11 protein-coding genes are annotated in these 12,710 nt (G+C 69.2%); 8 read left to right on the top strand and 3 right to left on the bottom strand.

Annotated elements, in window-relative coordinates; all coding sequences use genetic code 11:
- Window positions 1–16 precede the first annotated feature (16 nt).
- The gene (locus tag AB4Z46_RS17820) at window positions 17–388 is read right to left on the bottom strand and encodes a hypothetical protein (protein WP_442284852.1); all 372 of its coding nucleotides are present in this window, start codon (window positions 386–388) and stop codon (window positions 17–19) included.
- 63 nt (window positions 389–451) lie between these two features.
- Window positions 452–1,003: a peptide-methionine (S)-S-oxide reductase MsrA gene (gene msrA, locus AB4Z46_RS17815; RefSeq protein ID WP_442284851.1), complete on the bottom strand. Its 552-nt coding sequence runs from the start codon at window positions 1,001–1,003 to the stop codon at window positions 452–454.
- A gap of 98 nt (window positions 1,004–1,101) precedes the next feature.
- On the opposite strand from msrA, the gene AB4Z46_RS17810 reads away from it, so the two are divergent.
- The 6 genes from AB4Z46_RS17810 to AB4Z46_RS17785 are packed head-to-tail and all read left to right on the top strand — an operon-like array spanning window position 1,102 to window position 8,875.
- Window positions 1,102–1,779: a TetR/AcrR family transcriptional regulator gene (locus AB4Z46_RS17810; protein WP_442284850.1), complete on the top strand. Its 678-nt coding sequence runs from the start codon at window positions 1,102–1,104 to the stop codon at window positions 1,777–1,779.
- The gene (locus tag AB4Z46_RS17805; protein WP_442284849.1) at window positions 1,776–2,969 is read left to right on the top strand and encodes an efflux RND transporter periplasmic adaptor subunit; all 1,194 of its coding nucleotides are present in this window, start codon (window positions 1,776–1,778) and stop codon (window positions 2,967–2,969) included. The genes AB4Z46_RS17810 and AB4Z46_RS17805 overlap by 4 nt, the downstream gene beginning before the upstream one ends.
- A gap of 12 nt (window positions 2,970–2,981) precedes the next feature.
- Complete coding sequence (locus AB4Z46_RS17800) at window positions 2,982–6,209, top strand: efflux RND transporter permease subunit (protein WP_442284848.1); 3,228 nt, start codon at window positions 2,982–2,984, stop codon at window positions 6,207–6,209.
- 19 nt (window positions 6,210–6,228) lie between these two features.
- On the top strand, window positions 6,229–6,915 hold the full coding sequence (locus tag AB4Z46_RS17795; RefSeq protein ID WP_442284847.1) for a protein-L-isoaspartate O-methyltransferase family protein: 687 nt from the start codon (window positions 6,229–6,231) through the stop codon (window positions 6,913–6,915).
- 13 nt (window positions 6,916–6,928) lie between these two features.
- A complete protein-coding gene (locus tag AB4Z46_RS17790; RefSeq protein WP_442284846.1) occupies window positions 6,929–7,267 on the top strand; it encodes a rhodanese-like domain-containing protein in 339 nt (112 codons plus the stop codon).
- Between the two features lie 48 nt (window positions 7,268–7,315).
- A complete protein-coding gene (locus tag AB4Z46_RS17785; protein WP_442284845.1) occupies window positions 7,316–8,875 on the top strand; it encodes a TolC family outer membrane protein in 1,560 nt (519 codons plus the stop codon).
- Here AB4Z46_RS17785 and AB4Z46_RS17780 read toward each other — a convergent pair.
- Window positions 8,805–9,779, bottom strand: coding sequence for a LysR family transcriptional regulator (locus AB4Z46_RS17780; RefSeq protein WP_442284844.1), 975 nt, complete (start codon window positions 9,777–9,779; stop codon window positions 8,805–8,807). The genes AB4Z46_RS17785 and AB4Z46_RS17780 overlap by 71 nt on opposite strands.
- A 97-nt stretch (window positions 9,780–9,876) precedes the next feature.
- Here AB4Z46_RS17780 and AB4Z46_RS17775 point away from each other — a divergent pair, with 97 nt between their 5' ends.
- Window positions 9,877–10,872 carry a Bug family tripartite tricarboxylate transporter substrate binding protein gene (locus tag AB4Z46_RS17775; RefSeq protein WP_442284843.1) on the top strand — a complete coding sequence of 332 codons (996 nt, stop codon included), beginning with the start codon at window positions 9,877–9,879 and terminating at the stop codon, window positions 10,870–10,872.
- 1 nt (window position 10,873) lies between these two features.
- Complete coding sequence (locus AB4Z46_RS17770) at window positions 10,874–12,709, top strand: alkyl/aryl-sulfatase (protein ID WP_442284842.1); 1,836 nt, start codon at window positions 10,874–10,876, stop codon at window positions 12,707–12,709.
- Window position 12,710: the final 1 nt, after the last annotated feature.

The raw sequence follows: 12,710 nt of genomic DNA, 5'->3' as shown, positions 1-12,710 counted from the left end.
GGAAATCAAGCGGGATTCAGCGAGTGGAAGGCGGACCGCGCGCGTCGAACAGCGCGATCCAGCGGGCGAAGACTTCGCCCTCGAGCCAGACGAAGCTGGCGGCCGGCAGCAGCACCGGCAGGAAGACCGTCGGCACGCAAGGCGCGGCCGACCCGTGGGACAGTTGGTCGTAAAGTCGGCACTCGGCCTCGGTATGGACACCGAAGAGCGCGGACAGTCCGTGCGAGGCCGCGGCCTCGTCGACATGCGCGGAGACAGCGGCCGACGGCGCCGGCGGCGAACCGTGCAGCGTGCGGTGCACCAGGCCCAGCGTGGTCGCGACCCACAGCGCGAACGCCAGCGCGCACAACAAGGTGCGGCTGCGAAGGGAGCGCTGGGCGAAGGGCATCGTTCAGTCAGTCGAGGCAGAGCAAGAACTGCTTCGCAGTTCCCTGGTCTGTCCCGCGAGGTCTCAGGGTTTGACGCGGGCCGCGAAGGTCTTCTGGAACTTCTCGACCTTGGGCCCGACCACGAAGGCGCAGTAGCCCTGGTTCGGGTTGTTCAGGAAGTAGTCCTGGTGGTAGGCCTCGGCGGCCGAGTAGTTGGCCAGTGGCGCAACCTCGGTGACGATCGGCGAACGGTAGGTCTTGCTGTCGCCGATCTCGCGGATCACGTCCTCGGCCACCTGCTTCTGCGCCTCGTCGATATAGTAGATGCCGCTGCGGTACTGCGTGCCGACGTCGTTGCCCTGGCGGTTCAGGGTGGTCGGGTCGTGCACCACGAAGAAGATCTCGAGGATTTCGCGCAGCGTGATCTGCGACGGGTCGAACGTCACCTTGACGACCTCGGCATGCCCGGTACGGCCAGTGCAGACCTGCTCGTAGCTCGGATTCACGACCTGTCCGTTGCTGTAGCCGGACTCCACGTCCAGCACGCCCTGCACGCGGTCGAACACCGCTTCGGTGCACCAGAAGCAGCCACCGCCAAGGACGATGGTTTCGGTGGGCGAGGATGGCGATGGCATGGCAACTCCGGCGAATGTCGAGACGAACCTCGCATTGTGCCGGCTTGACGCCCCGCATCGGCCTCACTACATTACTAACCCGCCAGTCATTAATTCACATGCCCGCCCCCCGATTCCTCAAGGACAAGTTGTGTCCCGTGAGCGCCAAGCGCGAGCGGCGCAAGGAAGCCCGTCCGGGCGAGCTGCTGGACGCGGCGCTCGACCTGTTCGTCGAAAAAGGCTTTGCCGCCACCCGCTCGGAGGAGGTCGCGGCCCGCGCCGGCGTCTCCAAGGGCACCCTCTTCCTTTATTTCCAGAGCAAGGAAGAGCTGTTCAAGGCGGTCGTGATCGAGAACCTGGCCGGCCGCTTCACCGAGTGGAACATCGAGTTCGACGAGTACGAAGGCACGACCGCCGACATGCTGCGCTATTGCATGCGCGTGTGGTGGGAGCGCGTCGGCTCGACCAAGGCCTCGGGCCTGACGAAGCTGATGATGAGCGAGGGCCGGAACTTTCCCGAACTGGCCGAGTTCTACCGCCGCGAAGTGGTGCAGCCGGGCCACGCGCTGCTGCGGCGCATCGTCCAGCGCGGCATCGACAGCGGCGAGTTCGCGCCGGTCGACGTCGGCCTCGCGATCTACACCGTCATCGCGCCGATGATCTTCCTGATGCTCACCAAGCACTCGCCGGCCATCTGCTTCGACGAGAAATCCGACATCGACCCCGAGAAATACCTGGCGCTCCAGGCCGAGACCGTGCTGCACGGTCTCAGCCTGGCGCCGAAGGCTGCCGCATGAAGAGAACGACGAAGTGGGCCGTCGCGGCCCTGATCCTGGTGCTGCTCGTGGGCGGTGCGCTGCGCGCCCTCGGTGCGCGCAAGGCGCAGCAGGCCAAGCTGGCGGCCGGCACGCCCGCAGCCGAGACCGTGGTGGAGCTCTCGCCGGCCGACGTGGTGCGGGTCGCGCGCCGCGAGCTGGCCGAGACGCTGCCGGTCTCGGGCACGCTCAGGGCGGTCGACTCGGCGCAGGTCAAGGCCCGGGTCGCGGGCGAACTGATCGGCCTCGCGGTGCGCGAGGGCGACACGGTCGCGGCCGGCCAGGTGATCGCGCGCATCGACCCGATCGAGTACCAGTCGCGCCTGCGCCAGGCCCAGGAGCAGGCCGATTCGGCCCGCGCCCAGGCCGAGGTGGCGCAGCGCACCTTCGACAACAACAAGGCGCTGGTCGAGCAGGGCTTCATCTCCCGGACCGCGCTCGAGACTTCGCAGTCGAACCTCAATTCGGCGCTGTCGACCCACCGCGCCGCGCTGGCGGCGGTCGAGATGACCCGCAAGTCGCTCGACGACACCGTGCTCAAGAGTCCGATCGCGGGCCAGGTGGCGCAGCGCTTCGCGCAATCGGGAGAGCGCGTCGGTGTCGATGCGAAGATCATCGAGGTGGTGGACCTGAGCCGCATCGAGGTCGAGGCCACGCTGGCCGCGGCCGACTCGGTGGCGGTGCGCGTCGGCCAGCGCGCCAGCCTGCAGATCGAGGGCAGCAGCGCGACCGACCCGAAGAGCGGCGAACGCAGCGTCGGCGCCAGCGTGGTGCGCGTCAACCCGAGCGCGCAGGCGGGCAGCCGCAGCGTGCTGGTCTACCTGCGGCTCGACCGCTCCACCGGGTTCCGCCAGGGCCTGTTCGCGCAGGGCACCATCGACGTCGGCCGCACCGAGACGCTGGCGCTGCCGCTGAGCGCGGTGCGCACCGACAAGCCGGCACCCTACGTGCAGATGGTGGTCGACGGGCGCATCGTGCACCGACCGGTCGAGACCGGCCTGCGCGGCCAGCTCGACGGCCAGACGATGGTCTCGGTGCGCGGCATCGACGATGGCGCGGTGGTGGTGGCCGGCAGCCTCGGCCCGCTGCGCCAGGGCACCGCCGTGCGGCTCACGCCGGTGGCGGCCGGCACGGCGCCGGCCGCCGCTCCTTCAGCGCGCAGCGCGCCCTGAGGGTCGAACGGCATGTGGTTCACCCGCGTCAGTCTCAAGAACCCGGTCTTCGCGACCATGCTGATGCTCGCCCTGGTGGTGCTGGGCGCCTTCTCCTACCAGCGGCTGCAGGTCGACCAGTTCCCCAACATCGATTTCCCGGTGGTGGTGGTGATCACCGAGTACCCCGGCGCCTCGCCCGAGATCGTCGAGAGCGAGGTCACCAAGAAGATCGAGGAAGGCGTCAACTCGATCGCCGGCATCAACGCGCTGACCTCGCGCAGCTATGAGGGCCAGTCGGTCGTCATCATCGAGTTCCAGCTCTACGTCGATGGCCGCAAGGCGGCCGAGGACGTGCGCGAGAAGGTCGCCGGCGTGCGGCCCCTTTTCCGCGACGAGGTGAAGGACCCGCGCGTGCTGCGCTTCGACCCGGCCTCGCGCGCCGTGTGGTCGGTGGCGGTGCTGCCCGAAGGCCCGAAGGACCAGCAGCCGAGCGCCGTCGAGCTGACGAACTGGGCCGATCAGGTGCTCAAGAAGCGCCTGGAGAACGTGCGCGGCGTCGGCTCCGTCACGCTGGTCGGCGGCACCAAGCGCGAGATCAACATCTACCTCAACCCGCAGGCGATGGAGGCCTTCGGCGTGAGCGCCAGCCAGGTGGTGGACGCGGTGCGCAGCGAGAACCAGGCGCTGCCGGTCGGCTCGGTGCGCTCGCTCGAACAGGACCGCGTGGTGCAGATCGACGCCCGCATGGAGCGGCCCGAGGACTTCGGCCGCATCATCGTCGCGCGCAAGGGCGGCGCGCCGATCCGGGTCGATCAGGTCGCGACCGTGCGCGACGGTGCCCAGGAGATCGACAGCCTCGCGCTCTACAACGGCCAGCGCACGCTGCTGCTGTCGGTGCAGAAGGCGCAGGACGAGAACACGATCCAGGTGGTCGACGGGCTCGTGAAGGCGATCGCCGAGATCAAGCCGCAGCTGCCGCCGGGCGTGCGGCTCGAGCCCATCGCAGACGCCTCGCGCCCGATCCGGGTGGCGGTCGACAACGTGCGCCAGACGCTGATCGAAGGCGCCCTGCTCACGGTGCTGATCGTGTTCCTGTTCCTGAACTCGTGGCGCTCGACCGTGATCACGGGCCTGACGCTGCCGATCGCGCTGATCGGCACCTTCTGGTTCATGGCGATGTTCGGCTTCACGATCAACATGATCACGCTGATGGCGCTGTCGCTGTGCGTGGGCCTCCTGATCGACGACGCGATCGTGGTGCGCGAGAACATCGTGCGGCACGTGCAGATGGGCAAGGGGCCCTACCGCGCCTCGCTCGACGGTACGCAGGAGATCGGCCTGGCGGTGCTGGCGACCACGCTGTCGATCGTCGCGGTGTTCCTGCCGATCGGCTTCATGGAAGGCATCATCGGCAAGTTCTTCCACGAGTTCGGCATCACGATCGTGGCGGCCGTGATGATCTCGATGTTCGTGAGCTTCACGCTCGACCCGATGCTGTCGAGCATCTGGCACGACCCTGCGATCGACAAGCATGGCAAGAACGAGGCCCCGGTCACGTTCTACGACAGGACCATCGGCCGCGTGACCGGCTGGTTCGACCGCGCCACCGAGCGCCTGGCCGAGGGCTACCAGGGCATCCTGCGCTGGGCGCTGGTGCACAAGCTGACCACCGTCTTCGCCGCCATCGGCATCTTCATCGGCAGCATCTTCATGGTGCCGCTGCTGGGCACCGAGTTCGTGCCCAAGGCCGACTTCTCCGAGACCTCGATCAGCTTCTACACGCCGGTCGGCTCATCGCTCGAGGTGACCGAGGCCAAGGCGCGCCAGGTCGAGGCGGTGCTGCGCGAGATGCCCGAGGTGCGCTACACGCTCACCACCATCAACAGCGGCGATGCGCAGGGCAAGATCTACGCGAGCATCTACGTGCGGCTGGTCGACCGCAGGGCGCGCAGCCGCAGCGTCGACCAGATGTCGACGGTGCTGCGCGAGCGGCTGCGCGCGATTCCCGGCATCACGGTCACGCACGTCGGCCTGCGCGATTCGGTCGGCGGCAACAAGCCGATCGAGTTCTCGCTGCAGGGGCCCGACCTGAAGGAGCTCGAGCGCCTGACCCGGCGCGTGATGGAAGCGATCCGCCCGATCCCGGGCCTGGTCGACCTCGATTCCAGCCTGAAACCCGACAAGCCGACGGTCAGCGTGGTGATCCGGCGCGATGCGGCGTCCGACCTCGGGCTCGGCGTGGCGCCGATCGCGGCCGCGCTGCGCACGCTGGTGGCCGGCACCACGGTGGGCAACTGGCGCGCGCCCGACGACCAGACCTACGACGTCAACGTGCGGCTGGCACCCGAGGTGCGCAACTCGCCGGCCGACCTGGCCCGCCTGCCCTTCCTGAGCACCGCGGTGGGCGCCAACGCCGACGGCTCGAGCCGCATCGTGCGCCTGGCGCAGGTGGCCGAGGTGCGCGAATCCACCGGCCCGAACCAGATCAACCGCCGCGCGCTGGCGCGCGAGGTGGGCATCAACGCCAACGTCGACGGGCGCTCCGCCGGCGAGGTCTCGGCCGACGTCCGCGCCGCGCTGGCCGGCATCGCCTTCCCGCCGGGCTATGGCTGGCAGTTCAGCGGCTCGACCAAGAACATGCAGGAATCCTTCGGCTACGCGGTCTCGGCGCTGGCGCTGGCGGTGATCTTCATCTACATGATCCTGGCCAGCCAGTTCAGGAGCTTCCTGCAGCCGCTGGCGCTCATGACCGCGCTGCCGCTGACGCTGATCGGCGTGGTGCTGGCGCTCCTGATCTTCCGCTCGACGCTGTCGATGTTCTCGATCATCGGCGTCGTCATGCTGATGGGCCTGGTGACCAAGAACGCGATCCTGCTGGTCGACTTCGCGATCCGCTCGCGCGAGCCCGGCGTCACCGAGGACGGCACGCCGGTGCCGGGCCTGCCGCGCGCCGAGGCCCTGCTGCTGGCGGCCCGCGTGCGGCTGCGCCCGATCCTCATGACCACGCTGGCGATGATCTTCGGCATGGTGCCTTTGGCCTTCGCCGTGAGCGAGGGCTCCGAGCAGCGCGCGCCGATGGGTCAGGCCGTGATCGGCGGCGTCATCACCTCGTCGCTGCTGACGCTGGTGGTGGTGCCGGTGGTCTATTGCTACATGGACGACCTGGCCAACTGGGCCCGTCGCCGCTGGGCCGGCAAGCCGAAGGCGGCGGCCGAAGAGGCCGCCGGGCCGGCGCCTAAAATCGAAAGTTTGTCCTGAGTCCCCGAGGAGAGACCCCATGAACCCCACCCCGACGCTGGAGCGCCTGCGCTTCAACATGATCGAGCAGCAGATCCGCCCCTGGGACGTGCTCGATCTCGACATCCTCGACCTGCTGGCCCGGATCCGGCGCGAGGACTACGTGCCCGAAGCGCATCGCGCCCTGGCCTTCTTCGACATGGAGATCCCGCTCGAAGGCGCAAGCACGGCCAGGGAACCCGGCCAGTGCATGCTCTCGCCCAAGGTCGAGGCGCGCATGCTGCAGGACCTGCACATCCAGAAGCACGAAACCGTGCTCGAGATCGGCACCGGCTCCGGATTCATGGCCGCCCTGCTGGCCCACCGCGCGGCCCAGGTGCTGACGCTGGAGATCGATCCCGGCCTGGCCGCGCTCGCCGCCAGCAACCTGCGCCGCAACGGCGTGACGAACGTCGAGGTGCGCCACGCCGACGGCGCCACGCCGCTGCCGAGCGGCCCGACCTTCGACGTCATCGTGCTGAGCGGCTCGGTCGCCCGCATTCCGCAAGGCCTGCTGGGCTCGCTGAACATGGGCGGCCGGCTGGCGGCCGTGGTCGGCGACGAACCGATGATGCGCGCCCATTTCGTGACCCGCACCAGCGAAGGCAAGTGGGACGTGCTTCAGCCGTGGGACACGGTGGCGCCGCGCCTGTTGAACTTCCCGGCGCCCTCGCGCTTCAACTTCTGAACCCCTGCCTTTCATGATCGATCAAATCCGCCCGGCCGAGCTTGCCGACTGGTTCGCCAGGAACCCGAACGCGATGCCGGTGCTGCTCGACGTGCGCGAGCCCTGGGAGCTCAAGACAGCGAGCGTGGTGCCCCAGGGCTTCACGCTGGCGACGATCCCGATGAACGAGATCCCGGCGCGTGCCAGCGAACTCGACCCGGGCCAGCGCATCGCCTGCCTGTGCCACCACGGCGCGCGCAGCCAGCGCGTGGCCGCCTTCCTGGCACAGAACGGTTTCGACGAGGTGGCGAACATCGCCGGCGGCATCGATGCCTGGTCGGCGCAGCACGATCCGACCGTTCCGCGCTATTGACCCCCCGGTCTCCGAATCACCGAGATTTCTGAATCCCAAGGACGCTTCATGCCCGTGCCCAGGCCTCTTCCTCTTTCGGCAGCGCTCGCGACCGTGTTCGCGACGGCTTTCGCGCTGCCGGCCCATGGCCAGAGCCTGATCGAACTCTACGACGCGGCACGCGGCTATGACGCCACCTACCAGGGTGCGCGGGCACAGTACGACGCCAACCTGGCCCGGGCCGCGCAGGCCAAGGCGGGCATCCTGCCGGCGGTGGGGCTGTCGGGCAACGCCACGGCCACCCATCAGGAACTCTCGACCGACAACGCCTCTCTCAACCGCGGCATCCCGACGCAGGCCGCCGGCATCAACGCCACGCAGCCGCTCTACCGGCCCGCCAACTGGGCCGCCTACGAACAGAGCAAGCGCCAGGTCACGATCGCCGAGGACGTCCTCAAGATCGCCGAGCAGGATCTGGTGGTGCGGGTGAGCCAGGCCTATTTCGACGTCCTCTCGAGCCAGGACAGCTTGGCGCTGGTGCGGGCGCAGAAGATCGGCGTCGCCGAGCAGCTCGCCTCGGCCAAGCGCAACTTCGAGGTCGGCACCTCGACCATCACCGACACGCGCGAAGCCCAGGCCCGCTACGACCTGGTCCTGGCCCAGGAGATCGCGGCCGAGAACGACCTGCAGGTCAAGAAGATCGTGCTCGACCAGCTGGTCGGGCGCCCCGGCACCCAGCCGATCCCGCTGGCCGCGCCGGTGGCGCTGCCGACGGTGCTGCCGGCCGACATCAATGCCTGGGTCGCCCAGGCCGAGGACACGCATCCGGCCATCGACCAGGCCCGCCTGGGCCTCGAAGTGGCGAAGCTCGAGGTCGAGAAGGCCCAGGCCGGCCACAAGCCCACGCTCGATGCGCAACTGGGCTACAACGTCACGAACAACCCGAACGGCAGCACCACCAGCACGACCACCGGCAAGGTGCGCGTGAACGCCGCGAGCATCGCGGTGGTGTTCAACATGCCGCTGTTCGCGGGCTTCGCGACCGAGAACCGCGTCAAGGAAACGCTGGCCCTCGAAGAGAACTCGCGCCAGACGCTGGAGTCGACGCGCCGCAGCGTCTCGCAGGCCACGCGCTCGGCCTACCTGGGCCTGATCTCGGGGGCCGGCCAGGTGAAGGCGCTGGAAGCCGCGGAGGCTTCGAGCCAGAGCGCGCTCGACGCCAACCGGCTGGGCTACCAGGTGGGCGTGCGCATCAACATCGACGTGCTCAACTCCCAGGCCCAGCTGTTCCAGACCAAGCGCGATCTCGCGGTGGCGCGCTACAACGTGCTGGTGGGCAACCTCAAGCTGCGCCAGGCCAACGGCACGCTGAGCGCCGACGACCTGCAGGCGATCAACGACACGCTCGCGATCGGCGGCCGCGCCAGCGTCCAGAGCGAGGCCTCGCCGACCCAGCCCTCGGCCGCCACGCAGAGCCCGGTGCCGGTGCCGCCCTCCTCGCTGCCCACGCCGGCGCCGTCGCGCATCCCCGTGATTCCGCCCGTGATCACGCCGCCGTTCAATCCCCAGCCGCCGACGATGCCGGTGCCGCCCCCGCCGCCCGAGATCGTCCTTCCTCCTCAACGCTAGCCACGGGCGCGCTGGCCGGGTCCATCATGTCGTGGACCAGGCCGGTGAAGGCCAGGGCCGCCGGCGACAGCGTGCGGTTGGCGAGCATCACGATGCTGTAGTGCGTCTGCATGCGGGTCAGCCGCTTGATCGGCAGCCGCAGCAGGGATTCGGTGCCGTGGTTGAGGCCGGCCGTGTCGGGCGCGAGAATCACCGCGCTGGCGGTCAGCGCCAGATGCCTGAGCGTCCCCAGGTCGTCGCAGACGATGTTGAACACCGGCCGATCGCTGCGCTTGACCTGCTTGTCGAAATGCGCGTTCACGCCCAGCGGCAGGTTGGGACTGGCCACCGGGTAGTCCATCGCCTGGTCGAGCGTCACCTCGCCCAGCGCCAGCAGCGGGTGCTCCGGCCGCACGAAGAAGGACACCGACACGTTGGGCAGCCGCTTCATCTGCAGCCCGGGCTGCTTCTTCAGGTCGCGCGTGTCGGCGACGAACAGGTCGAGCTGGCGCCGGTGCAGCCGATCGCACAATGAATTGGGATCGGCCACCTCGATGCGCACCGCGAGCTGCGGATAGCGCTGCGTCATCAGCGACAGGGCCGGCCGGCCCAGCATGCCGGCGGCGAAGGGGCCGAGCCCGACCTGCAGGCTGCCGGTCGACAGGCCCTGCAGCAGCAGCACGTCGCGCCGCACCTGCTCGGCATCGGCCATCAGCTCCGCGGCGCGTGCCAGCACCAGCTCGCCCGCGGCCGTGAAGCGAACCTGGCCGTAGGCACGGTCGACCAGCCGCGCCTGCAGGTCTTCCTCGAGCTTCTCGATGCTGCGCGACAGCGCCGGCTGCGACAGATGCACCGCCTCGGCGGCGCGGCCGAAGCTGCCCTGCTCGGCGAGCGCGATCAGGTGCTGAAGCTGGCGCAGCTGCATTTTGCACTCCAGTACAAATTCAAAGACCTATTTTGCATTGGATATTAGATTTTCCATTGCCCAGAATGGGCGGCATTCAAGCAACCAAGGAGACGCGATGACGACGGCATTCAAGCGGCAGCTGGCCGGCCTCCTGCTGGCCGCGCTCGGCTGGCAGGCACCGGCCCAGGCCCAGGCCCAGGCGCCGGACTATCCACGCAAGGTCGTGACGATGGTCGTGCCTTACGCGGCCGGCGGCGGCACGGACGTGGTCGCGCGCTCGCTGGCCGAGCAGATGTCGCGGCAGCTGGGCCAGCCGGTGATCATCGACAACAAGCCCGGTGCCGGCGGCATCCTCGGCACCACGGCGGTGGCGAAGGCAGCGCCGGACGGCTACACGGTGCTGGTCGGGCTCACGCAGTCCCTTCTGACCAACCAGTTCCTCTACGAGAAGCTGCCCTACGACCCGCGCAAGGAGCTGACCCTGGTGACGCAGATCGCCACTGCGCCGCTGATGCTCCTGGTGCCGGCGGCGTCGCGGATCCAGAACGTCGCCGACCTGCAGCGCGAGATGCGCGGCTCGGCCGCCGGCGGCAACTGCGGCTCGTGGGGCGCGGGCTCGTACCCGCACCTGGCCTGCGCGCACATGGCGCAGTCCTGGAAAACCGGCATCACGCACGTCGCCTACAAGGGCGAGGCACCGATGCTGCAGGACCTGGTCGGCGGCCAGCTCAGCTTCACTCTCGCGAGCATCGTCTCGGCCAAGCCCTACCTCGATGGCGGCAAGCTGCGCGCGATCGCGATCACCGGCGACCAGCGCATGGCCCAGTTGCCGAACCTGCCGACCTTCGCCGAGGCGGGCTTCGCCGATCCCGAATACCGCATTTCCGGCTGGCTCGCGCTGGCGGTGCCGCACGGCACGCCGAAGCCGGTGGTCGCGCGGCTGCAACAGGTGGCACAGCAGGCGCTGGCCTCGCCCGAGCTGGTCAAGCGCTTCGAGATGCTGGGCATGGTGCCGATGGGCAGCACGCCCGAGCAGTTCCACCAGAGCTATGAAGCCGCCTGGCCGGTCTGGGAACGACTCGTCAAGGTTTCGGGCGCCAAGCTGGACTGACATGACGATGCAGAACCTCGACCCCACCACCCGCGGCTTTGTCGCGACATGGCCGAACGCCGAGATCCGCGACGCCACCGGCCGCGTCGTCTGGACCCTGGCCGGCTACGAGTTCCTCGAAGCGCAAGAGCCGGCGCCGACGGTGCACCCGGGTCTCTGGCAGCAGGCCCGCCGCAACATGACGCACGGCCTGTTCGAGGTGTGCGAGCGCATCTACCAGGTGCGCGGCTTCGACCTCGCCAACATGACGATCGTCGAGGGCGAGCGCGGCGTCATCGTCATCGACCCGCTGACCTGCGCCGAGACCGCGGCGGCAGCGCTGAAGCTGTACCGCGAGCAACGCGGCGCGCGGCCGGTCACGGCCGTGATCTACAGCCACAGCCACGTCGACCATTTCGGCGGCGTGCGCGGCGTGATCGACGAGCAGGAGGCGATCCGCCAAGGCGTGCCGATCATCGCGCCGGCCGGCTTCCTCTGGCACACCGTGGCCGAGAACATGATCGCCGGCAACGCGATGTCGCGGCGCTCGCAGTTCCAGTTCGGCCACACGCTGCAGCGCGGCGTCTGCGGCCAGGTCGACTGCGGTCTCGGCAAGAGCCTGCCGCACGGCACCGTGACCCTGATCCCGCCGACCCGCACGATCGAGAAGGAACGCGAGCGCCACGTGATCGACGGCGTCGAGATCGTCTTCGCGCTGGCGCCCGAGAGCGAGGCGCCGTCGGAGATGTTCTTCTTCTTTCCGCAGTTGCGGGCGCTGAACCTCGCGGAACTGGGCCAGCACACGATGCACAACCTGTGTCCGCTGCGCGGCGCCCAGGTGCGCGACGCGCGGCTGTGGTCGCGCTACCTCGACGAGGCGCTGCACGAGTTCGCGCCGCATTCGGACGTGGTCTTCGCGCAGCACAACTGGCCCACCTGGGGCTGCGAGACGCTGACGCGCTTCATCGCCCAGCAGCGCGACCTCTACAAGTACGTGCACGACCAGACCGTGCGCCTCATGAACAAGGGCCAGACCGCCGTCGAGATCGCCGAGGAACTGCGGCTGCCGCCCGAGCTGGTCGACGTCGAGCATGCACAGGGCTACTATGGAACGCTGGTGCACAACGTCAAGGCCGTGGTGCAGCACTACCTGGGCTGGTACGACGGCAACCCGTCGCGGCTGCACGCGCTGCCGCCGGTCGACGCCGGCACGCGCTACGTGGCCTACATGGGTGGCGCTGCTGCGCTGCTCGAACGCGCGCAGGCCGACTTCCAGCGCGGCGAGCACCGCTGGGTGGCCGAGGTCACGAGCCATCTGGTGTTCGCCGAGCCCGGCCACCAGGCCGCGCGCGCGCTGTGTGCGGCGTCGCTCGAGGCGCTGGGCTTCGCCAGCGAATCGGCGACCTGGCGCAACGCCTACCTGCTGGCCGCGCGCGAGTTGCGCCTGGGCGTGCCGGCGGCCAGGCGCCGCAGCCTGAGCTACGACCTGCTGAAGGCGGTGCCGATGGAGATGTTCCTCGACTGCCTGGCGATCCGGCTGGTGGCCGAACGCGCGAGCGGCCACGGCTTCAGCCTCGCCTGGCACATCGTCGACGCCGGCGAGTCCTGGACGCTGACGCTGGCCAACGCCGCCCTGACCTACCGCCGCTGCGAGCCCGGCGCCGCCGCCGACGCCTCCATCGCGGTGAGCCGCGACCGGCTCGCCAGCCTGCTCGCGCATGAGTCCGGCATCGCGGCCGCGATCGCGAGCGGCATCGAGGCCGGCCAGATCGCGGTGGAGGGCGAGGCGGCGCGGATCTACGCGCTGCTCGGCATGCTCGACGAGTTCGAGCCGATGTTCAACGTCGTCGAGCCCTGAG

Origin of the sequence: Variovorax sp. M-6 (assembly GCF_052114385.1) — a bacterium.
In the GTDB taxonomy this organism is placed as follows: Bacteria; Pseudomonadota; Gammaproteobacteria; order Burkholderiales; family Burkholderiaceae_C; genus Variovorax.
The sequence above is the reverse complement of the archived record's forward strand: the minus strand, read 5'-3'. Positions and strand labels throughout refer to the sequence as shown.